The sequence below is a fragment of the Streptomyces sp. NPDC006296 genome (assembly GCF_040613235.1).
GTDB lineage: Bacteria > Actinomycetota > Actinomycetes > Streptomycetales > Streptomycetaceae > Streptomyces.
This window is the reverse complement of record NZ_JBEXRT010000055.1, coordinates 1-21,887: the sequence shown is the minus strand read 5'-3', so window position 1 is coordinate 21,887 and position 21,887 is coordinate 1. Positions and strand designations below refer to the sequence as shown.

Annotated in this window: 19 protein-coding genes; 6 read left to right on the top strand and 13 right to left on the bottom strand. The window is 73.1% G+C overall.

Annotated features, from left to right (window positions below):
• The first annotated feature begins 28 nt into the window (after nucleotides 1-28).
• The 4 genes from ABZ172_RS27465 to ABZ172_RS27450 all read left to right on the top strand — a co-directional run bounded on the left by ABZ172_RS27465 (nucleotide 29) and on the right by ABZ172_RS27450 (nucleotide 4,245).
• Complete coding sequence (locus ABZ172_RS27465; RefSeq protein ID WP_356887585.1) at nucleotides 29-799, top strand: IclR family transcriptional regulator; 771 nt, start codon at nucleotides 29-31, stop codon at nucleotides 797-799.
• Nucleotides 800-979: 180 nt separating this feature from the next.
• The gene (locus ABZ172_RS27460; protein WP_356887583.1) at nucleotides 980-2,431 is read left to right on the top strand and encodes a penicillin-binding transpeptidase domain-containing protein; all 1,452 of its coding nucleotides are present in this window, start codon (nucleotides 980-982) and stop codon (nucleotides 2,429-2,431) included.
• 261 nt (nucleotides 2,432-2,692) lie between these two features.
• Entirely contained in the window at nucleotides 2,693-3,256 is a 564-nt protein-coding gene (locus ABZ172_RS27455; protein WP_356887581.1) for a SigE family RNA polymerase sigma factor, read from the top strand.
• Nucleotides 3,257-3,408: 152 nt separating this feature from the next.
• Nucleotides 3,409-4,245, top strand: coding sequence for a pectate lyase (locus ABZ172_RS27450; RefSeq protein WP_356887579.1), 837 nt, complete (start codon nucleotides 3,409-3,411; stop codon nucleotides 4,243-4,245).
• Between the two features lie 129 nt (nucleotides 4,246-4,374).
• Here ABZ172_RS27450 and ABZ172_RS27445 read toward each other — a convergent pair whose 3' ends face one another.
• The 12 genes from ABZ172_RS27445 to ABZ172_RS27390 all read right to left on the bottom strand — a co-directional run bounded on the left by ABZ172_RS27445 (nucleotide 4,375) and on the right by ABZ172_RS27390 (nucleotide 18,762).
• Entirely contained in the window at nucleotides 4,375-5,703 is a 1,329-nt protein-coding gene (locus tag ABZ172_RS27445; RefSeq protein WP_356887577.1) for a polysaccharide lyase family 1 protein, read from the bottom strand.
• 130 nt (nucleotides 5,704-5,833) lie between these two features.
• Nucleotides 5,834-7,168, bottom strand: a complete 1,335-nt coding sequence (locus tag ABZ172_RS27440; protein ID WP_356887575.1) for a sugar ABC transporter substrate-binding protein — start codon at nucleotides 7,166-7,168, stop codon at nucleotides 5,834-5,836.
• A 267-nt stretch (nucleotides 7,169-7,435) separates the two neighbouring features.
• Complete coding sequence (locus tag ABZ172_RS27435) at nucleotides 7,436-8,983, bottom strand: family 43 glycosylhydrolase (protein ID WP_356887573.1); 1,548 nt, start codon at nucleotides 8,981-8,983, stop codon at nucleotides 7,436-7,438.
• Complete coding sequence (locus tag ABZ172_RS27430) at nucleotides 8,980-9,804, bottom strand: PmoA family protein (protein WP_356887571.1); 825 nt, start codon at nucleotides 9,802-9,804, stop codon at nucleotides 8,980-8,982. The genes ABZ172_RS27435 and ABZ172_RS27430 overlap by 4 nt, the downstream gene beginning before the upstream one ends.
• A complete protein-coding gene (locus tag ABZ172_RS27425; protein ID WP_356887569.1) occupies nucleotides 9,801-10,973 on the bottom strand; it encodes a Gfo/Idh/MocA family oxidoreductase in 1,173 nt (390 codons plus the stop codon). The genes ABZ172_RS27430 and ABZ172_RS27425 overlap by 4 nt, the downstream gene beginning before the upstream one ends.
• An 82-nt stretch (nucleotides 10,974-11,055) precedes the next feature.
• Nucleotides 11,056-11,973 (bottom strand): carbohydrate ABC transporter permease, encoded by a 918-nt coding sequence (locus tag ABZ172_RS27420; protein ID WP_356887567.1) that lies wholly within the window; start codon nucleotides 11,971-11,973, stop codon nucleotides 11,056-11,058.
• Nucleotides 11,970-12,908 carry a sugar ABC transporter permease gene (locus ABZ172_RS27415; protein WP_356887565.1) on the bottom strand — a complete coding sequence of 313 codons (939 nt, stop codon included), beginning with the start codon at nucleotides 12,906-12,908 and terminating at the stop codon, nucleotides 11,970-11,972. Before ABZ172_RS27415 ends, ABZ172_RS27420 begins: the two co-directional genes overlap by 4 nt.
• Before the next feature lie 123 nt (nucleotides 12,909-13,031).
• A complete protein-coding gene (araD, locus tag ABZ172_RS27410) occupies nucleotides 13,032-14,777 on the bottom strand; it encodes an L-arabinonate dehydratase (protein ID WP_356887563.1) in 1,746 nt (581 codons plus the stop codon).
• Nucleotides 14,774-15,676 carry a dihydrodipicolinate synthase family protein gene (locus ABZ172_RS27405; RefSeq protein WP_356887561.1) on the bottom strand — a complete coding sequence of 301 codons (903 nt, stop codon included), beginning with the start codon at nucleotides 15,674-15,676 and terminating at the stop codon, nucleotides 14,774-14,776. Before ABZ172_RS27405 ends, araD begins: the two co-directional genes overlap by 4 nt.
• 50 nt (nucleotides 15,677-15,726) lie before the next feature.
• Nucleotides 15,727-16,383 (bottom strand): GntR family transcriptional regulator, encoded by a 657-nt coding sequence (locus ABZ172_RS27400; protein WP_356887559.1) that lies wholly within the window; start codon nucleotides 16,381-16,383, stop codon nucleotides 15,727-15,729.
• 238 nt (nucleotides 16,384-16,621) lie between these two features.
• A complete protein-coding gene (locus ABZ172_RS27395; RefSeq protein ID WP_356887557.1) occupies nucleotides 16,622-17,806 on the bottom strand; it encodes a hypothetical protein in 1,185 nt (394 codons plus the stop codon).
• Entirely contained in the window at nucleotides 17,803-18,762 is a 960-nt protein-coding gene (locus ABZ172_RS27390) for a 5-dehydro-4-deoxyglucarate dehydratase (protein ID WP_356887555.1), read from the bottom strand. Before ABZ172_RS27390 ends, ABZ172_RS27395 begins: the two co-directional genes overlap by 4 nt.
• 330 nt (nucleotides 18,763-19,092) lie before the next feature.
• Between ABZ172_RS27390 and ABZ172_RS27385 the strand changes: the two genes are divergently transcribed.
• Entirely contained in the window at nucleotides 19,093-19,902 is an 810-nt protein-coding gene (locus tag ABZ172_RS27385) for an NAD(P)-dependent oxidoreductase (RefSeq protein ID WP_356887553.1), read from the top strand.
• 152 nt (nucleotides 19,903-20,054) lie between these two features.
• Nucleotides 20,055-21,272: a TerD family protein gene (locus tag ABZ172_RS27380; protein WP_356887551.1), complete on the top strand. Its 1,218-nt coding sequence runs from the start codon at nucleotides 20,055-20,057 to the stop codon at nucleotides 21,270-21,272.
• Nucleotides 21,273-21,383: 111 nt separating this feature from the next.
• Here the strand turns inward: ABZ172_RS27380 and ABZ172_RS27375 are convergent, their stop codons facing one another.
• On the bottom strand, nucleotides 21,384-21,614 hold the full coding sequence (locus ABZ172_RS27375) for a hypothetical protein (RefSeq protein ID WP_356736297.1): 231 nt from the start codon (nucleotides 21,612-21,614) through the stop codon (nucleotides 21,384-21,386).
• Nucleotides 21,615-21,887: the final 273 nt, after the last annotated feature.

Sequence of the window (21,887 nt, the reverse complement as noted above, 5' to 3'; positions counted from 1 at the left end):
CACGAGAGGGCTGGAAGGGGCATCAGCGATGTCGGTTGGCGAGTCCGGTGGGGCGCAGGTCAAGTCCGCTGTACGGACGGTGGAACTCCTGGAGTACTTCGCGGGGCGACCCGGTATGCACTCGCTGGCCGCCGTGCAGGAAGCCGTCGGCTACCCCAAGTCCAGCCTCTACATGCTGCTGCGCACCCTCGTGGAGCTCGGCTGGGTGGAGACCGACGCCACGGGCACGCGCTACGGGATCGGCGTACGGGCCCTGCTGGTCGGCACCTCGTACATCGACGGCGACGAGGTCGTCGCCGCCGCCCGCCCCACCCTGGACCGGCTCTCCGACGACACCACGGAGACCATCCACCTCGCCCGGCTGGACGGGACGAACGTGGTGTACCTCGCCACCCGGCAGTCCCAGCACTACCTGCGCCCCTTCACCCGGGTCGGCCGCCGGCTGCCCGCGCACTCCACCTCGCTCGGCAAGGCCCTGCTCGCGACCCACAGCGACGAGCAGGTCCGCGCGATGCTGCCCGCGACACTGCCGGCGCTGACCGAGCACACCCTCACCGACCGCGAGAAGCTGATCGAGGAGCTGCACGCGGTCCGCGAGCAGGGGTACGCGGTGGACCGCGAGGAGAACACCCTCGGGCTGCGCTGCTTCGGCGTCGCCGTCCCGTACCGCACCCCCGCGCGCGACGCGGTCAGCTGCTCGGTCCCGGTGGCCCGGCTCACGCCCGCGCACGAGCAGATGGTCAAGGACGCCCTGTTCGACGCCCGCGACCGGCTCACGCTCGCCACCCGCCGGCTCTGAGCGCCCGGCGGGCCGCCCGGGCTGGGTCCGCCGGGCGGCCGGGGACGGTCCGGACGGCGCCCGACGACGGCCGGAGGCACCCGGGGACGGTCCGGGACACCCGCCCCCGCACGGTGAGAAACCGGTGAGAAGGAACACGAACGGGAACGTCTCCGGCGCCCCCGTTCGTCCCCCAGCGGGATGAACAAGACGATCAGGCGCGCCTCCGTCTTCTGTCTGCTCATGGTCCTCGCCCTGCTGGTGCGGGCGACCTGGGTCCAGGCGTACGAGGCACGGGCGCTCGCAGACGACGCACACAACCGGCGGAACACCATCGCGCAGTACGCGCAGCCGCTCGGGGACATCATCGTGGCCGGTTCCCCGGTCACCGGTTCGAAGGAGACGGACGGCGACGATCTCCGCTACAAGCGCACCTACACCCAGGGCGAGCTGTACGCGGCGGTCACCGGCTACAGCTCGCAGGCGTACGGCGCCACCCAGCTCGAAGGGATCTACGGCGACGTCCTCGACGGCACGGACGACCGGCTGAAGAACCCGGCCGACGCGCTCACCGGGGTGCGGACCGATCCCGGCGACGTGCTGACGACCATCGACCCCGGCGTGCAGAAGGCGGCCTACGAGGCGCTCGGCGACGACCGGGGCGCGGCGGTCGCGATGGACCCGGAGTCAGGCCGGATCCTGGGGATGGTCTCCTCGCCGTCGTACGACCCCTCCGCCATCAGCGGGACCGGGGACGGCGACGCCTGGCAGAAGCTGCTCGACGACCCGAGCAAGCCGCTGGTCAACCGGGCGCTGCGGCAGCCCCTTCCGCCCGGCTCGACGTTCAAGCTGGTGGTGGCGTCGGCGGCGCTGGAGGACGGCCTGTACGGCTCGGTCGACGAGCCCACCGACAGCCCCGACCCGTACACCCTGCCGCACACGAGCACCGTGCTGTCCAACGAGAACCCCGCGGCGCCCTGCGAGAACGCCACGCTGCGCACCGCCCTCCAGTACTCCTGCAACAACGTCTTCGCGAAGGTCGCGGCCGATCTGGGCCAGGACAAGGTGAAGGCGATGGCGGACGCCTTCGGCTTCGACACGAAGGAGCTCGACGTGCCGGTGCGGGCCTCGCAGAGCGTGTACCCGACCGGCATGGACCAGGCGCAGACCGCGCTCACCGGCATCGGGCAGTTCGAGGTGACCGCGACCCCGATGCAGATGGCCATGGTGTCGGCGGCCCTCGCCGACGGCGGTGAGCTGGCCTCGCCGCACATGGTCTCCAAGGTGACCGATTCCGACGGCTCCACCCTCCAGGAGTTCCCGGACGGCGCCACCCGGCGGGTCGTGAAGGAGTCGACGGCGCAGCAGCTGCGCAGCGCGATGGTCACCGTCGTCGAGCAGGGGACCGGCGGCAACGCGCGGATCGACGGCGCCGAGGTCGGCGGCAAGACGGGGACGGCGCAGAACGGCGTGGACAACGGCAACACCCCGTACGCCTGGTTCACCTCGTACGCCAAGGACGACTCCACCGGCAAGCAGGTCGCGGTCGCGGTGGTCGTCGAGGACTCGGGGGCGGCGCGTTCCGAGGTCAGCGGCAACGGCCTGGCGGCGCCGATCGCGCAGAAGATGATGAAGGCGGCGCTGAAGCGCTGAGCCGTCTCCGCCCGTCACCGCCGCCCGGTCAGGGGCGGCGGTGACGGGACGGCCGTCCGCCCCCGACGGGTTCCGGCCTCTCGTTCCTTCGTCCGGTACGGGGGGTTCAGGTTTTCGGCGTGTTGCGCCTTACTGGGAGGCGCACACTGTCGAAGCGCTTCCGGGGTGCCCTGCGGTACGTCCCCGGCCCCGCTCGCGGGGCCGCGCACGTACCCGGCCCGTGCGAGCGCGCCGGGATCCTCGTGCAGGGAAGAGGTAGCCGTGGGCACAGGCGTGGATGATGCCGCCGAGTTCCGTGCGTTCTTCGAGGCGCACTACGCCGAACTCGCCCGGCTCGCCCGGCTCCTGACGGGCGAGGCCGACGCGGCGGACGACCTTGCCTCGGACGCGCTCATGGCGCTGTGGCACCGCTGGGACCGGGTGAGGGAAGCGGACCACCCGGTGGCGTACGCCCGGGGGGTCGTCGCGAACCTGGCGCGGACCCGCATCCGCAGCGCGGTACGGGAGCGCCGGAGGATCGCCCTGTTCTGGGCGCCTCGCGGCACCGGGGACGGCGGTGCGGCGGACGGACCCGACGTGTCGGCCGTGGTGGACGTCCAAGGGGCCCTGCGCCGACTGCCGTTCCGCAAGCGCGCGTGCGTGGTGCTGCGGCACGCCTTCGACCTGTCCGAACGCGACACCGCCCTGGTCCTGGGGATCTCGGTGGGTACGGTCAAGAGCCAGACCTCGCGCGGGGTCACGGAACTCCAGCGGCTGCTGGGCCCCGAGACGGCGGCACGGGCCCAGGTGGCGGCGGCCGGGCAGCGCGCCGGAGGACGGCGGTGAGGGACGAGGACCTGCGACGCGGCGACCGGGCACGGAGGCCGGCCCGGCACCCGGTGCGGAAGAACGGAACCGGAACGCGGCAACCCTTTCCGGGGCGGTGACGACCCAGGAGCGCGACAGCCCCTCACCCCCTACGGAAACGGGACCACGACATGAGCGAACGCGCGCACACCCACCGGCGCAGGCCCGCCGGCAAGCGCCGTACGGCCGCCGCCCTCACCGCGGCGCTGGCCCTCACCGGCGGCGCTCTGGCCACCGACGCGATGCTCCGGCCGGCGGGAGCCGCGACGGCGGCCGTCCCCGCATGGCCGGGTGCCACCGGCACCCAGGCCGTCTCCTCGACCATCCCGGTCTCGGGGACGTACGACGGGTCGTTGAAGCGCTTCTACGGCAGCGGCGACCTCGGCGGCGGCGGTCAGGAGGAGGGCCAGGACCCCCTCTTCAAGCTGGCCGACGGAGCCACGCTCAAGAACGTCATCCTGGGCTCCCCCGCCGCCGACGGCGTGCACTGCTCCGGCAGCTGCACGCTCCAGAACGTCTGGTGGGAGGACGTCGGCGAGGACGCCGCGTCCTTCAAGGGCACGTCGACGGGCTCCGTGTACACGGTGTACGGCGGCGGCGCCAGGAAGGCCTCCGACAAGGTCTTCCAGTTCAACGGCGCGGGCAAGCTGGTCGTCACGAAGTTCCAGGTGGCGGACTTCGGCAAGCTGGTCCGGTCCTGCGGCAACTGCTCCAAGCAGTACAAACGCGAGATCATCGTGAACGACGTCGACGTCACGTCGCCGGGCAAGGCCCTGGTCGGCATCAACACCAACTACGGGGACACCGCCGCGCTGCGCTCGGTGCGGGTCCACGGCGACAGCAGCAAGAAGATCAAGCCGTGCGTCCGCTACACCGGCAACAGCACCGGTGCCGAGCCGACGGAGACGGGCAGCGGCCCGGACGGCACGTACTGCCGCTACACCGCCTCGGACCTCAGCTACGACTGAGGGCCGGCCCGTCCCGCCCGCGGGGCCCGAGGGAACAGCCCCGAGGGCCGTGCGGTGCGGGAGAGGCAGCGGTGCGGGGGTGCGGACACCGTGGTGTCCGCACCCCCGCCCGCCGGCGGGCGGGGCGGGTCAGCGGACCAGCGGCTTGCCGGCTCCCGCTCCGAGGCCCACCAGGAACGGGACGACGAGCGGGTGGCTGACCCCGGTGCGCAGGGTCGGGGTCCAGCCGGCACCCTCGGTGAGCCGCTCGGCGGGGACGCCCGCGTTGTGCACGGCGATCAGGTCGGTCTTCCGCCCGTTGACGTAGTTGTTCTCCGCCGTGAGCGAGGACTCGGACCACTTTTTCAGGATCCTCGCCCGGTCGAATCCGGATCCGAGGGTGAACGCGTTGGACTCGGCGACCAGCTTCGACTCGGCCCCGATGCCGTAGCTGTAGCCGTAGACGCTGCCGGTGGTGGCGACGAAGTGGTTGTTGTAGGAGTCGACCTGGCCGAAGCGGACGCGCGGCGCACGCTCGTTGACGTCCTGGAACAGGTTGTGGTGCAGCGTGACGCGGAGGCGGCCGCGGTCGGTGGCTCCGGCGCCGTCGCTGTTGCCGATCAGCATCGTCTTGTCGTGGTCCTTGAGGACGTTCCACGAGACGGTGACGAGGTCCGCACCGCGCACGATGTCGAAGAGCCCGTCGTGCTGCTGGTACAGCTCACCGAAGTAGCGGGGCTGCTCCGCGTCGGGGCGGTCCCCGTCGCTGAAGGTGTTGTGGTCCACCCAGACGTGGGTGGAGCCGTACACGACGAGGTTGTCGTACTCGGAGTTCCAGTGGCCGGTGTCGCCGTCGGTGGGGTCCCACTGGGGGAAGCAGTCGTAGGTGTCCTCGAAGGAGATGTTGCGGACGATGACGTTCGAGACGTTCTTCACCTGGAGGCCGGCGCCGACGACCGTGGCGTCCCGGCCGACGCCGACGAGCGTGGTGTTGGACGGCACCTCGACGTTGACGGCCGCCGCCTGCCGCTTCGCGGACGCGACGCGGGCGTCCTCCAGCGGGCCGGACGGGACCTCGTCGGTGCCCCAGACCGCGGGGTCGTAGGCGGCGAGGTACTTCTCCAGGGTGTAGCCGTCCTGCTGGTAGGCCTCACAGCCGATCGGGGTGCCGGCGGCGTCGGCGTTGCCGTGGACGGTGCCGGCGATCCTGACGATCTTGGGCGCGTCCCCCGCCTCCTCGAAGGCGGCGATGAGCTCCGCCCGGTCGGTGACGGTGTACACGTGCTCCGGGGCGGCGCCGGCCCCGCCCGTGGTGGAGCCGTCGGCGGAGGCCCAGCCGTCACCGGCGGGGAGCACGGAGCGCTCGATGCCCGTGCCGGGGCGGGTGCCGGCCTGGGCGGGGACGCTCACGGCGAGGGCGAGCGAGGCGGCGCCCGTGGCCACGGCGAGGGCGCGGACGTGTCTCATGCGTGCGGGCATGGCGGATCCTCAACTGTCGTACGCGGGAGGTGCTCGGGAGACGCCCGGGAGGTGCCGGGCGGGAGGGGGACCGGCGGCGGGGTGCGACCCGGACCGCCGCCGGCCCCCCGGTCATCGGGGTGGGGCCGGGTCAGCCGTTGCCCAGTTCCTTCCACTCCTTCTGGGCGGCGTTCAGCTCCTCGGCCAGCGTGTCGAGGAAGGCCCGGGCCGTGGTCTTTCCGAGGAGCAGCTTCTGGAACCCGGGCTCGTTGTCGGCCTTGCTGATGTTGTTCCAGTCGGGCAGGTAGTACGGCAGGTCGACGATCTCGGTGGAGCCGTCGGTGAGGGCCTCGGCGGCGAGCGCGGTCGGTTCGGTCGCGGAGATCCACGGGTCCCGGGCCGCCTCGGTGTTGGCCGGGATGGCGCCCGCGGACTCGTTCCACTTGCTGTTCGACGCGTGCGAGGCGGCGAACTCGATGAACTTCCAGGCCGCGTTCTTGTTCTTGCCCGACCGGAAGAGGCCGAGTCCGTCGACGGGGTTGGAGACCTGGACGCGGGTGCCGCCCTCACCGATGGGGGCGGGGATCCCGGCGAACTTGTCCTCACCCAGCGCCTTCAGGTGGTCCTGGTAGGAGCCCAGGTTGTGGCTGAGCATCCCGATGGTGCCGGTGTCCCACTGGGCGACCATCTTGGTGAAGTCGTTGTTGACGTCGGCGGCCGGTGTCGTCGTCCGGAAGAGGGCGGCGTACTTCTCCAGCGCGGCGACGTTCCGCGGGTCGTTCAGGGTGGTCTTGTCGCCGTCCCAGAACTCGGTGATGCCGCTCTGGCCGTAGATCGCGTCGAGGGCCTGGGCGATGGAGCCCGCGCCGCCGCGGATGGTGTAGCCGAACTTGTTGTTCTTGGCGTCGGTGAGCTTCTCGGCGGCCTCGTAGAACGCGGGCCAGGTGGTCGGCGGCTCCAGGCCGGCCTGCTCGAACAGGTCGGTGCGGTACCAGAGCGCGCCGTTGTTGGCGGAGGTCGGCACGGTGTACAGGTCGTCGCCCCGGCCGGCCGCGGATCTGACGCTCTCGACCATGCTCTCGACGAGCTTGCCCTTGAGCGCGGAGCCCTCCAGCCGCTCGCCGATCGGCTCCAGGGCCTCCTGGGACACCATGTTGGCGAGGTACGCGGTGCCGACGCCGCCCACGTCGGGCAGCCCGCCGCCGGCGATGGCCGTGTCGTACTTGGACTGGACGTCGGCGATCGGGATCGGGACGTACGTCACCCGGATGTCCGGGTTCTCCTTCTCGAAGTCCTCGATGATCTCGGTCCAGACGGCGGTGCGCGGACCGCCGTTGTTGTCCCAGAAGGTGATCTCGCCCTTGCCGCTGCCCTCCGTGCCCGAGCCGCTGCCGTCGTCACCGCAGGCGGTGGCCCCGAGGGCCAGGACCGCCGTGAGGGACACCGCGCTCGCGGCACGTGCCCGGAACGTCTTCGAGATGTTCATGTCGGCTCTTCTCTCTCGGATGTGTACGGGTGCGTGGGGGGAGGACCGGTGGCGTGCCCGGTGCGGGCCGGCCGGATCGCGGGCGCCGGCCCCGGCAGGGGTGCGGGGCCCGCCGCCGGTCCGCGGCGGGCCGGGTCCCCCGGTGGCCGCCGACGGCTCCTCGGATGCGGGCATGACAAGAAGGGAGGCGGGGGCCGTGGCCGGCCGTGCCGCTCCGGTGCGCTCGGTACGGAGGTGCGTCATTGCGGCTCCCTACGGCGGTGCGGGTCAGCTGCTGCGCGGTCGTCCGGTGGTGCGGAAAGCGGTGAAGCCGGCCGTTCCGGAGGGCGCGTCGCCCTCCGGGGCGGTGGCGAAGAGGCCGAGCAGCGCGCCGACCCAGCGCCAGGGGGTGGCGGCGAACACCTGGCCGGACGCCCGGAAGCCGGTGCCGTCACCGGTGTCGGCGGAGAAGCGGCAGCGGGCGCCCCGGGTGACCTCGATCCGGACGCGGACGGACGCCCCCGGTGCGGGACGGGGGTGCTCGGCGTCCCGCTCGTGCTCGGCCACGGACTCGGCGTACCGGTGGACGAGCCGGGTCCCGCCGTCCGCGCCGGCCTCCAGGCCGATCCACGCGAAGGCGTCCCCGAGGACGGCGAGACCGGCCTTGGCGCCGGGCTCGGCGGTGTCCAGCGTGACGCCCACCTCGACGGTGAACTCCTCGGCGGGCAGCCGCTGCACCAGGACGTTGGGCAGGGCGCGCAGATCGTGCGCGTACGCGGTCCGTACGCAGCTGAGGCGCAGGCCGTCGCCCGCGTGCCGGACCGTCCAGCCGGGCCGCGGGTTCGCCGTCCACTGCCACTGGCGGCCGTGGCGGCCGCCGGGGAAGTCGTCGCCGGAGGCCGGGGCTCCGGCGGTCCGCTCCGCGGCCTTCGGGAGCCGGTGCCCGGGGACGGGCTCGCCCCGGTCGCCGATGACCGGCCAGCCGTCCTCCCAGCGCATCGGCTGGAGGTGCACCACCCGGCCGTACGCCCCGCGGGCCTGGAAGTGCAGGAACCAGTCCTCCCCCGCGGCGGTGCGGACCCAGCCGCCCTGGTGGGGGCCGTTGACGTCGGTGCCGCCCTGGGCGAGGACGACGCGCTCCTCGTAGGGGCCCTCGAACGTCCGGGAGCGGAAGGCGCCCTGCCAGCCGGTCTCCACTCCCCCGGCGGGGGCGAAGATCCAGAAGTGGCCGTCGTGCCGGTGGAGCTTGGGGCCCTCCAGGGTGAACCAGCCCGGGAGCGTGTCGGCGTCCACGAGGATCCTGCCCTCGTCGAGGAGCGCGCGGCCGTCGGGGCTCATCCGGTGGCCGGTGAGGCGGTTCTTGATCCCGGAGCGGGACTTGGCCCAGGCGTGCACCAGGTAGGCCTCGCCGGTCTCCTCGTCCCACAGGGGACAGGGGTCGATCAGGCCCTTGCCCGCCTTCACCAGGTGCGGGGCGCTCCAGGGGCCGCGTACGTCCTCGGCGTTGACCTGCTGGATGCCGTGGTCGGGGTCGCCCCAGAAGATCCAGAAGCGGCCGGCGTGGTGGCGCAGCGAGGGCGCCCACACCCCGCGGTCGTGCCGGGGCACCGCGAAGTCGGCCTCGGGGACGAGGCGGTCGAGGGCGTGGCCGACGAGGGACCAGTTGACGAGGTCGCGGGAGTGCAGCAGGGGCAGTCCGGGGGAACGGCCGAAGCTGGACGCGGTGAGGTAGTGATCGTCCCCGACGCGGACGACGTCCGGGTCGGACCAGTCGGCGTTCAGGACCGGGTTGCGGTAGGTGCCGTCCCCGAGGTCGGGTCTCCAGGGCGCCGTCATGCGGCGACCGCCCTGCGGACGTGGGCCGCCGCCGCGTCCCGGCCGAGCCGCCCGTCGGCGACGACCGTGACGATCCGGCGCACGACGGTGGCCCCGGCGGCGACGGGCAGCCGGCGGTCGGCGGCCAGGGAGGACCCGACCCCCGGGTAGGCGGCGGCCCGGACGAACCAGGGGTCGCGGCGGGTCTCCTCGGTCGCGCCGGCGAAGACCAGCGTCCAGCCGTCCCCGGCGAGGGCCAGCCAGTCGGCGGTCCTGCCGTGCACGGCCTCCTCGCCCTCGAGCGTGCCGCTGAACACGGCGGGCGGCGCGGCCTCCTTGGGGGCGCGCCAGAAGAAGCCGCCGTATCCGGCGCCGGGGCGGCCGTTGGTGGCCGGGCTGCCGAGGGAGAGGTCCCTGCCGCCGCGGTTGGTGAGCGAGAAGGAGAGGTCCAGCGCCCAGGCGGTGTCCGAGAGGCCGGTGGCGGCGACGGTGCGGTGCTCGCGCAGCAGTTCGGTGCCGGCGGCCTCCCAGCTGAGTTCCTCCACGAAACCGTCCGGGTCGCGGAGCTTCCAGCCGAGGTGGCGCTGCGTGCCGTGGTTGTCGAGCTCGGTGGGGCCACGGCCGCGGACGAAGGTGCGCCCGCCCCAGAAGTTGTGGCCGGCCACGTCGGGCACCGCGACGGAGACGCCCAGGTGGTGGAGGTGGTCGGCCGGGCGCTCCTCGGTGACGGGGGTGCCGGCGAGGGTGGTGACGGGGTGGAGGTAGGGGCGGCTGTCCGTGCCGGGCCGGCTGCCGTAGCGGCCGACGGGGCGTCCGGAGCAGCTGAGGACTGCGCTGGTCATGGGGTGCTCACCTCGCTGGGGCGCGCCCAGGAGGCGCCTAGTTCGGAGAAGAGGGTGAGGGTGTCGGCCGAGGCGGCGACGGTGCCGTCGATGCCGTGCACCACGCGCCGTACGCCGTCGCCCCGGTCGGCGGGCCTGGTGTGCCAGCTGTCGGGGGGCAGCGCGGTGGGCTCGGGGGCGGTGCGCACGGCCTCCAGGACCCGCATGAAGGCGCCGGTGCGCTCCGGCGGGACGAGGAGCGGGGTGCCGTGCTCCAGGTGGCCGACGAGGTTCTCCAGGAGGTCGGTCCGCCCGTGCACGGCCTCCTCGGGGCCGTGTCCGGCGCGCTGCACGAGGACCCGGTCCTGCTTGTACCAGAAGGTGATGCGGCCCCGGTCGCCGTGCACGACGACGTACGGCTCGCCGGCCTCCTCGGCGCACAGGGTGACGGCCGCGGTGACCGGCATGCCGCCGGTGGTGGTGATCCGGACGCAGCTGGTGTCGTCGGACTCGATGTCGTGGGCCCGGAACAGCTCGGTCTCGACGGACGTCACGTCCGCGGCGGTCGCCCGGCCGGCGAGTTCGAGTGCGGTGGCCACGGCGTGGGCGAGCGGGTTGGTGAGCACCCCGTCGACCACGTCGGTGCCGTTCATCCGGCGGCGCCCGGCCCAGGGGGCCCGCCGGAAGTAGGCGTCGTCGCGGACCCAGGCGCCGGCGGCGCCGACGCCCCGGACGGTGCCGATCGCCCCCGCGCCCATGAGCTCCTTGACCGCGGCCACGGCGTGGGAGCCGAGGGACTGGAAGCCGATCTGGCAGGCGACGCCCGCCTCCCCGACCCCGTCGGCCAGGCGGGCGTGGTCGGCCCAGGTCGCGGCGGGCGGTTTCTCCAGGAGCAGGTGCACGCCCCGGGAGGCCGCCGTCAGGGCCAGCGGGGTGTGCGTCGGGATGGGGGTGCAGATCACGGCGACGCGTGCGCCGGTGGAGTCCAGCAGGGCCCCGAAGTCAGGGGACTGCTCGGGGCTCCGGCCGGTCCGCGGGCCGAGCTCGGCGTCGGTCAGCGGGTCCAGCTCGCAGATCCCGGCGAGCCGGACCAGGCCCTGGTGCTCGAGCCTGCGGATGTTGGCGAGGTGCCAGCGGCCGTGGCCGCGGGCGCCGGCCAGGACCAGGGGCACGGGGGTGGTCGCGGTCATCGGCCTGCCCTCCCCGCCCGGGTCCGGCCGACGGCGGTGCGGGCCGCGGAGGCGGCGCGGCGGACCGTCCGGGTCATGTCCGTCATCCCTTCACGGCTCCGGCGCTGAAGCCGGTGATGAGCCACTTCTGGATGAAGGCGAAGACGATCACCACGGGCAGTGCGGCGATCACCCCGCCCGCCGCCAGCGCGCCGAGGTCGACGCTGTCGGCGCCGATCAGGGTGTTGAGGCCGACCGGGATCGTCTGCTTGTCCTGCTGGCTGAGGAACATCAGCGCGAACAGGAAGTGGTTCCAGCTGTGGACGAAGGCGAACGAGCCGACCGCGATGAGGCCGGGGCGCAGCAGCGGCAGGACCACGGCGCAGAAGGCCTTGAAGCGCGAGCAGCCGTCCACCCAGGCGGCCTCCTCCAGGGAGACCGGCACGTTCTTGATGAACCCGCTGATCAGGATGATCGACAGGGGCAGTTGGAAGACGGTCTCCGCGATGACGACGCTGCCCAGGGAGTTGATCATCTGGAGGTTCTTGAAGATCTCGAAGAGCGGTACGAGCATCAGGGCGCCCGGGATGAACTGCGAGCAGAGCAGCGCCAGCATGAAGGCGCCCTTGATCCGGAAGTCGAAGCGGGCCAGGGCGTAACCGCCGGCGAGCGCGACCAGGGTCGTGGCGATCAGCGTCGCGACACCGACGATCATGCTGTTCTGGAAGAAGAGGGCGAAGCTGCGCTCGTTCCACACCTTGGAGAAGTGGGCCCCCGTCATCGGCCAGGGCACCAGCGACGTGGAGCCGGCGGGCCGGACGGCGAAGAGGAACATCCAGTAGAACGGGACGAGCGTGAAGAGCAGGTAGAGGCCGAGCGGCAGGTAGATCTGCCAGCGCGGTACGTCGTCGAAGGCGCGCTCGCGCCCGGCGCGGCAGCGCGAGGGGGGCGGCGGGGCGTCGCCGCCCCGGAACGGGCCCGGTGTGCGGGCGTCCTTCTTCTCCACGAGTGCGGCGGTCATTTGCCGTCCCCTCCGAACTTGCTCAGGCGCAGATAGACGATCGAGCAGAAGAGGAGGATCACGAAGGCGACGGTGGTGAGCGCGGAGGCGTATCCGAAGTCGTGGCCCTCGATGCCCGTGTTGGCGACGTACAGCGGGAGGGTGGTGGTCTCGCCCGCCGGTCCGCCGCCGGTGAGGGTGTAGAGCAGGTCGACGTTGTTGAACTCCCAGACCCCGCGCAGCAGGGTGGCCAGGATGATCGCGTCGCGCAGGTGCGGGAGCGTGATGTGGAAGAACTGGCGCAGCCGGCCCGCGCCGTCCACCGACGCCGCCTCGTACAGCTCCTTGGAGACGGACTGGAGGTCGGCGAGGATGAGGATGGCGAAGAAGGGGACCCCGCGCCAGAGTTCGGCGACGGTCGCGGCCCAGAAGACGGTCCCGGTGTCGGAGAGCACCGAGGTGCCGTACTCCCCGATCCCGGCGTCCGCGAGGTAGCGGCTGAAGCCGGTCGAGGAGTTGTAGAGCAGGATCCAGATGGTGCTGGTCAGGACGCCGGAGACGGCCCAGGGCGAGAAGACCATGGCGCGGGACACGCCCCGGCCGACGAAGGTCTGGTTGACGATCAGGGCGAGGGCGAGACCCAGGGCGAGCTGGAGGGTGACCTGGGTGAGGACCCACTGGGCGCTGAAGCCGAGCGTCGGCCAGAACTGCTCGTCCTCGGTGAAGATCCGGGTGAAGTTGTCGAGGCCCGCGAAGCCGTTCCGCCACGGCTTGGTGACGTTGTAGTGCTGCAGGCTGTAGTAGAAGACGCTGACCACCGGATAGGCGATGAAGCCCAGCATCAGCAGGCCCGCGGGCGCGATCAGCAGATACGGCAGGCGGCGGGGAGCGGCCGGGCGGCGCTTGGACGCCTTGCCCTCGGGGGGCGGTGTGGCCACGGCTGCGGATGGGGCCATGACGCGTCTCCGATCTCTGGGAAGTGCTGGATGTGCCGTGCTTCCGGTGCGTGGTGCAAGCGCTTACCGCATGGCGTTCGGTATCCCGGACGAGACGGTGCGCAGGGGGTCCCTCCGCCCGGTTCAGCCGGCGTACGGGTCGGGCACCTCTCCCGGGCGGGCGAGGAAGGTGAAGTCGCAGCCGGTGTCGGCCTGGGTGATCTGGTCCTGGTAGAGCGCCCCGTAGCCGCGTCCGTAGCGGGCGGGCGGTTCGGTCCACGCGGACCTGCGCCGTGCCAGCTCCTCGTCGGGCACGTCGAGGTGGAGCAGCCGCGCCTCGACATCCAGGGTGATCCGGTCGCCGGTGCGGACCAGCGCGAGCGGTCCGCCGACGAACGACTCGGGGGCGACGTGCAGGACGCAGGCCCCGTAACTGGTGCCGCTCATCCGGGCGTCGGAGATCCGCACCATGTCGCGCACGCCCTGCTTCAGCAGGTAGTCCGGGATCGGCAGCATGCCGTACTCGGGCATGCCGGGGCCGCCCTTGGGGCCGGCGTTGCGGAGCACCAGCACATGGTCCGGGGTGAGGGCCAGGGCCGGGTCGTTGATGGTGCGCTGCATCTGCCGGTAGTCGTCGAAGACGACCGCGGGTCCGGTGTGGCGCAGCAGGCGGGGTTCGGCGGCGATGTGCTTGATGACGGCGCCGTCCGGGCAGAGGTTGCCGCGCAGGACCGCCACACCGCCCTCCTCGGCCAGCGGGTCGTGGCGCTCCCGGATGACGTCGGGGTCGTGGACGAGCGCCCCGTCGAGCTGTTCGCGCAGGGTGCGGTGCGTGACGGTGGGCCGGTCCAGGTGGAGCACGTCGGTGAGCCGGGAGAGGAAGCCGGGCAGCCCCCCGGCGAAGTGGAAGTCCTCCATCAGGTACTTCCCGCCGGGACGGAGGTTGGCGAGGACGGGCACGGTGCGGGCGATGCGGTCGAAGTCGTCCAGGGTGAGCTTCACCCCGGAGCGGCCCGCCATCGCGATCAGGTGGATCACGGCGTTGGTGGAGCCGCCCAGCGCGAGGACGGTGGCGACGGCGTCCTGGTAGGCGTCCGCCGTGAGGATCTCCGACAGCTTCCGCTGCCGCCACACCAGGTCGACGATCCGGATCCCGGACTGCGCGGCCATCCGGTCGTGGCCGGAGTCGACGGCCGGGACGGACGAGGCACCGGGCACCGTGACGCCGAGCGCCTCCGCGGCGGCCGTCAGGGTCGAGGCGGTGCCCATCGTCATGCAGTGGCCGGGCGAGCGGGCGAGCCCGCTCTCCAGCTCGGCCATCTCGCAGTCGCCGATCAGGCCGGCCCGCTTGTCGTCCCAGTACTTCCACATGTCCGTGCCGGAGCCCAGGACCTCGTTGCGCCAGTGGCCCGGCAGCATCGGTCCGGCGGGCACGAAGACCGTGGGCAGGTCGACGGAGGCGGCGCCCATGAGGAGCGCGGGCGTCGACTTGTCGCAGCCGCCGAGCAGCACGGCGCCGTCGACGGGGTAGGAGCGCAGCAGCTCCTCCGTCTCCATGGCCAGCATGTTGCGGTAGAGCATCGGGGTGGGCTTCTGGAAGGTCTCCGACAGCGTGGAGACCGGGAACTCCAGGGGGAAGCCGCCCGCCTGCCAGACGCCCCGCTTGACCGCCTGGGCGCGGTCGCGCAGGTGCACGTGGCAGGGGTTGATGTCGGACCAGGTGTTGAGGATCGCGACGACCGGCTTGCCCAGGTGCTCCTCGGGGAGGTAGCCGAGCTGCCGGGTGCGGGCGCGGTGGCTGAACGAGCGGAGCCCGTCCGTGCCGTACCACTGGTGGCTGCGCAGCTCCTCGGGGGCGATGCGGCGGTCCCCGGTGCCGGGGGCGCTCATATCGCCCACCCGGCGACCAGGCCGGCGACCTCGGCACGCCGCTCCTCGGGCAGCACCCGGCTCGGCGCGCGCACGTCGCGGCGGCACAGTCCGAGCGAGGCCAGGGCCTCCTTGACGACCGTCACGTTGTCGGCGGACTGCCGGTCGGCGCGCAGGTCCTCGAAGCGCCGGATCCGCTCCCAGACCTTCATCGCGGCGAGGTAGTCGCCCGCCCGCAGGGCCTCCAGCATGGCGAGCGAGACGCCGGGGGCGACGTTGACGAGTCCGGAGGTGAAGCCGGTGGCGCCGGTGGCGAAGTAGGAGGGCGCGTGGAGCTCGGCGAGCCCGGCGACCCACACGAAGCGTTCCAGGCCGGCGTCCCTGGCGAACGCGGCGAAGCGGGCGGCGTCCGGGACGGCGTACTTCACGCCGATCACGTTGGGGCAGCTGTCCGCGAGCTCGGCGAGGCGCTCGCCGGCGAGCAGCGGGTTACGGACGTAGGGGACGACGCCGAGTCCGGGGACGGCCTCGGCGACGGCCCGGTGGTAGTCGACCCAGCCGTCCTGCGAGACGTAGGGGTGCACCGGCTGGTGCACCATCACCATCTCGGCCCCGGTCCGCTCGGCGTGCTCGGCGGCGGCCACGGCGGTCGGCACGTCGTGGCCGACCCCCACCAGGACGGTGGCCCGGCCGCGCGCCTCCTCGACGGTCAGCTCGGTGACGGTGCGCCGCTCGTCGGGGGTGAGCGCGTAGAACTCACCGGTGTTGCCGTTCGGGGTGACGGTGCGGACACCGCCGTCGAGCAGCCGCCGCAGCAGGGCGCGGTGCGCCGGGACGTCGAGGGTGCCGTCCTCGGCGAACGGGGTCACCGGGATCGCCACTACGTCGGCGAGGGCCGCCTTCAGCGGGGAGAGGTCCATACGGACTGGCCTTTCGTCGAGGTGCCGGTGGGACGTGTCCGGCCGGTGGTTCACGCCGTGCCACCCCCGTCTTCGTCGTCGGGGAAGGCGCGGTGTACGAACGACGCGATGTGGTCGTGCAGGGCCGCCACCGAGGCCTCGGTGTCCCGGGCGAGGGCGAGCCGCAGGATCTCGCGGTGCTCGCCCGCCTCGCGCTCCCAGGACGGGTTCGCCGCCCAGGCGACGGTCGACACCAGTGCGGCCTGGTCGCGGATCTCGTCGAGCATCCTGGCGAGGAGCGGGTTGCCGCAGGGCAGGTAGAGCGCCCGGTGGAAGTCCCGGTTGGCGAGCGACCTGTCGGCCTCGTCGACCGCCGAGTCGGCGCGTTCCAGGGCCTCCTGGGCGGCCTCCAGGGAGGCCCTGCGGGTGATGGAGCGGCGCAGCGCCTCCGGTTCGAGGAGCAGGCGCACGTCGTACACCTCCCGGGCCATGGCCGCGTCGACGAGCCGTACGGTGGCACCCTTGTACTGGCTCATCACCACGAGCCCGGTGCCCGCGAGCGTCTTCAGCGCCTCGCGCACGGGTGTCTTCGACACCCCGAACTGCGCGGCGAGTTCGGTCTCCACGAGCGCCTGTCCGGGTCTGAGCCGCGCGGTGAGGATCGCGTGCTTGACCGCCTCCAGCACGTACTGGGTCCTGGAGGGAATCGGGGCAGGCGCAAAGGTCATGGGTGCAGAGCTCTCGCATCTCGCGTATCGCGTCTCATATATGACGTACGAAGTACGACGCGATGAAGCTAGAGCGGTGGGAATGTTTCGTCAACGCTTCTGACAGAAGAAGTCCGGCGACGGCGCGGCCGGCGCGCTCCCGTACGGGCACGACGGCGGCGCGGGTCCCCGACCCGCGGGCCGGGGACCCGCGCCGGGGGCCCCGCTCCGGGGACCTGCTCCGGGAGGGGCGCCGGGGTCAGCCGCCGCGGATCGCGGAGAGCGCCCCGGTGACGGCCCGCAGGTCCGGACCGGAGGCCAGGCCCGCGTGGTATAGGCGCAGTTGGTCCGCGCCGAGCGAGGCGGCGTGCGCGGCGTCCCGCTCCAGGGTGCCGGGGCTGCCGCCCATCCCGCTGACCACGTTGAAGTTCGCGGCCATCACCCCGGACAGCCCGGCGAACGGCCCGAGCACCGCCTCGCGGGCCGCGTCCCCGCCGGTGCACGGCAGCACGACTCCGTCGGCGGCGGCCAGGACGTGGGCGGGGTCGGTCCCCACGTTGGCGCCGGTGCGGTGGGCCGCGGGGTCGGCGTGCAGCAGGACCTGGAAGCCGGGTCCGGGCGCCGCGGCCCGCACCGCGGCGACGGCGGCATCCTGGAGGCCCCGGGCGACCCGGCGGCGCCACCGCAGGGTGGCGGCGGCGAGGCCGGCGCCGAGCAGCCGCTCCACCCCGGCCCAGCCCTGCTCGGCGGAGCCGGGCCCGGACCAGACCGGCTCCAGGGCGCGGCGCACGGCGGCCCGCAGCTCCTCGGCGGACGTTCCGCTCGCGCCGTAGCCGGCCCGGCAGTCGGCGCAGAAGCAGAGGGACATCAGGTACTGCGCGGCGTCCCCGAGGGCGACCCCGGAGGTCTTGTCGTGGGCGTGCAGATGGGCGAAGCCGTACCAGCCGCACGACTCCAGCTCGGTGCCCGCCGTCCCGGGGCGGACGGCGGCCTCGGCGGCCAGGTCCACCAGGTACGCCCGGACGTCCGGCCGGGCGATGCACGGGGCCCAGGGGTAGCGGTCGCCGTAGGCGTTGACGACGGAGGTGTCCGGATGCTCGGCGCCCATCCGGGAGTTGTGCGCGAGGACCACCCAGGAGTGCACCTGGAGCCCGGCGTCGGCCAGGGCCGCGGCCGCTTCGGCGTACGGGTCGTCCCCCGCCACCCAGGACTGCGCGGCGGGGCGCAGCGCGCGCCCCGCCCAGCGGGCCGGGTCGGGCGGGTAGAGCACCGCCGCGTGCTCCGCGGTGACGATCCGGCGGCCGGGGTGGCGCGGGGTCAGCGCCCGGGTGGAGTGGTAGGCGGAGGCGAGCGTCACCTGCTGGACGCCGGTGTCCGCGAGGCGGGCGGCGGCGTCCGGGTCCCCCACGACGTCCCAGGGGTACAGGAAGGCGGCGGCCTTCACCCGGCCTCCCCCGCACGGTGCTTGTCCAGCGCCGCCCGGCCGTTCGCGATGATCGAGGCGAGTTCCCCGACGTGTGCGGCCGGGGGCTCGGTGAGCGGGGTGCGCACCGGTCCGACCTCCAGGCCCTCCAGCCGTACGGCGGCCTTCACGAGGGACACGGCGTACCCGTGGCCCTTGGCCCGCAGTTCGACGAGCGGCCGGTAGAAGTGGTCCAGGAGCGTGCCGGCCAGGCCGTCGTCGCCGGACTCCAGCGCCCGGTAGAACGCCAGGGCGATGTCCGGGGCGAAGGCGAAGACGGCGGAGGAGTAGAGCGTCACGCCGATGCCGCGGTAGGCGAGGCCGGTGAGCTCGGCGGTGGGCAGCCCGTTGAAGTACAGGAAGTCCCCGCCGGGCAGTGCGGTCCGCACGGCGCTGACGATGCGCTGCATCAGGTCGAGGTCGCCGAGACCGTCCTTGAGCCCGATGATCCCGGGGGTCCGGGCGAGGGCGACGACGGTCTCCGGGGTGAGGACCACGTTGTCGCGCTGGTAGACCACGGTCTCCAGCGAGGTGGCGGCGGCGAGAGCGGTGTAGTGCGCGAGCAGCCCCTGCTGGCCGGCGACGACCAGGTAGGGCGGCATGGCGAGCAGCCCGTCCGCGCCGGCCTCCTCGGCGAGCTCCGCGTACCGGATCGCGAGCGCCGTGCCGTAGCCGGCACCGGCGACGACGGGCACCCGGCCCGCGGTCTCCTCGACGGCCGCCCGGACGACGAGCCGGAACTCCTCGGGGGTCAGCGCGTGGAACTCGCCGGTGCCGCAGCAGGCGAAGACGGCCGCGGCACCGGCGTCGACGCCCGCGCGCACGTGCGCGCGGAAGGCGTCCAGGTCCACGGCGCCGTCCGGCCCGAAGGCGGTGACGGGGAAGAAGAGCGGCCCGGCGGCTTCGGTGAGCCGGGCGGCGAGGGGGGCTGAGGTCACGGGCGCTCCCTGAGCAGATCCAGGCGTGCACAATTATGATCGATGTCCATATTTCTGAACGTCGCCACGCTAGCCAGCCGCGCAGCGCCGGTCAAGACACCTGCCCGACCCGCGAGGTGAACAGGTCGGCGCGGACGGACACTTGACGCCGTCCGCGCCGCTTCTTAGCGTGTCCACGCATGTGAATGCCGTCGGGGAGTCGACGCACCGGGCGGCCGTGCCACCTCCGCGCGCCACCCGTGCCCCGCCGTCCGTACGCCGGTCCCCACGCGGCCCGGCCCCGTCCGTCCGCGCACCCCGCGCACCGCGTCCGCACCGAGGAGATCCCGTATGCCAGCTCCCCGCACCGTCCTTCTCACCGGCGCCGCCGGCGGCCTCGGCACGCTGATGCGGGGGCTGCTTCCCGCCTACGGCTACGACCTCCGGTTCTTCGACGTCGCCCCCGTCGAGGGCGAGCCGGACGCCGTCACCGCCGATCTCGGTGACAGGGCCGCGCTGCGGGAGGCCGTGCGGGGCGTCGACGCGGTGATCCATCTGGCCGGCATCTCCCTGGAGGCGTCGTTCGACAAGATCCTCCGCTCCAACATCGAGGGCACGTACCACCTCTACGAGGCGGTGCGCGAGGAAGGTGTCGGGCGCGTCGTCCTCGCCTCCTCCAACCACGCCGTCGGCTACACCCCCCGCCCCCTCCCCGGCGACCCGCTGATCCCCGTCGGCACCCCGCACCGCCCCGACACCTTCTACGGCCTGTCGAAGTCCTTCGGCGAGGACCTCGCCCAGCTGTACTGGGACAAGCACGGCGTGGAGACCGTCTCCGTGCGCATCGGCTCCTGCTTCGCGGAGCCGACCTCGGTGCGGATGCTGTCCGTCTGGATGAGCCCCGCCGACGGAGCCCGCCTCTTCCACGCGGCCCTCACCGCCGAGGACGTGGGGCACACCGTGGTCTACGGCTCCTCCGACAACACCCGTCTCTGGTGGGACCTGACGACGGCCCGGGCCCTCGGCTACACCCCCCAGGACGACTCCGAGCCGTACGCCGCGGCGCTCGTCGCCGAGCACGGCGAACTGGACCCGGAGAACCCGGACCACGCCCGCCTCGGCGGCCACTTCGTCACGGACCCGCCGATCTGGCCGCACTGACGGACCGGCCGGACCCGGCGGTCCCTGCTCCGGCCCCGCCGGACCACGCCGGACCGGCCCCGGCGCGGGGGCCGCCGCGCGGCGGCGGGCCGTACGGAGTACGCCGCCGAAGGTAAGGGAACGGCAAAGCCGGGTCGTTCGTTACCCCCTGCATGACCGCAATGACCCCCGGCTCGAACATCCCTCTCTCCGTCGCCCGTGTGGCGGTGGACGTCGCCGCCCCGGTGCGGCTCGACGTCTCGGGCCTGCTGCTCACCGCCGACGGCAAGGTGCGCTCCGACGACGACTTCATCTTCTACAACCAGCCCTCCGGCCCGGGCGTGACCTACCGCTCGGGCGGCGGGTCGGCGCCCGACGCCATCGTCGTGGACACCACGGCGGTCCCCCCGGGCATCGAGAAGATCGTGGTCACGGCGAGCCCCGACGCCGAGGGCCGGACCTTCCAGGGCATCGAGCCCACCGCCACCGTGCGCAACGCGGACGACGGCAGCGCACTCGCCACCTTCACCCCGCCGCAGCTGGGCGGCGAGACGGCGCTCCTGGTCATCGAGATCTACCTCCGCAACGGCGCCTGGAAGGCCCGCGCCGTGGGCCAGGGCTACGCGAACGGCCTGGCCGGGATCGCCACGGACTTCGGCGTCTCGGTGGAGGAGCCCGCCGCTGCCGCGCCGCCCGCACCGGCGGCCCCCGTCGCCCCGCCCGTCGCTCCCCCGGCACCGGTGGCCGCTCCCGTGGACCCCCGGATCGCGCCGCCGGCGCCGGCCGCCCCGCCCGCGCCTCCCGCCGGCTCCGGCAAGATCAACCTCGACAAGGGCCGGATCAGTCTCCAGAAGAACCAGACGGTGTCCCTGGTCAAGGGCGGCAGGCCACTGCTGTCGCAGGTGAAGATGGGGCTGGGCTGGGAGCCCGCGTTCCGCGGCAAGGACATCGACCTCGACGCCTCGGTCATCGCCTACGGCCCCGACCGCACCCACCTGGACAGCTGCTACTTCGGCAAGCTCTCCATCCTCGACGGCGCGATCAAGCACTCCGGCGACAACCTCACCGGAGAGGGCGCCGGTGACGACGAGGTGATCGTCGTCGACCTCGGGCGGATCCCCCCGGAGGCGACCGGACTGGTCTTCACGGTCAACTCCTTCACCGGGCAGAAGTTCACGGAGGTCGCCAAGGCCTACTGCCGGCTCATCGACGCGGCCACCGGCGAGGAGCTGGTGCGCTTCGACCTGACCGGGGCGGAGCCGCAGACCGGTGTGATGATGGCCAAGCTGATCAAGCAGTTCTCCGGCGAGTGGGAGATGACCGCGATGGGTGAGTTCGTGAAGTCCCGGACCGTCCGCGGCATGGTGAAGCCCGCCGCGAAGGCCCTGTAGCGCGCCCCGTCCCCGGAACGGCATCCGGGGCACCTGCGGGGGGTCTCCCCCTTCAGGTGCCCCGGGTCCGGAGGCTCTCGGGCGGGACGCGTGGCGTGCTCGGGCGCTCCCTCAGAGCTTGGTCAGCTTCGAGTACGGGCTCAGGATCCTCCCCTGGCGCCCGGAGAAGTCGATGAGCACTGCGTCGTTGTCGCCCTCGACAGCGAGGACCCGTCCGAGTCCGAACTGGTCGTGCGACACCCTGTCGCCCACATCGAAGCATTCGACCGGTGGGGCCTCCTGGGCCGGGCGGTTGAAGGGACTGGAAGGCAGGTGACGGCGGGAACCGGCTGACTGTTTCATTACGGTCGAGTATGCGCCCTGTAAGCGCCGGACGCCATGCCCGACCGCTCCGGAGCGGCCAGAAGTGCCGCATTCGTGATGCGCGGATCCCGGGCCGTCCCGTGCTCCTGCCCGCTTCCGGCAAGGGATCCGCGCGGAACGCCGCGTCGGAAAGTCCCCCGAAGGTGTGGCGGTTCTCGCTTCCCGGAGGCCCGTGCCCGGCCCGGTGCCGGCGGGCTCCCGGGACCGGGCGGGCGGTGCCGCGCGGAAGGCCGCCCGGCTCTGCCGAGCGGC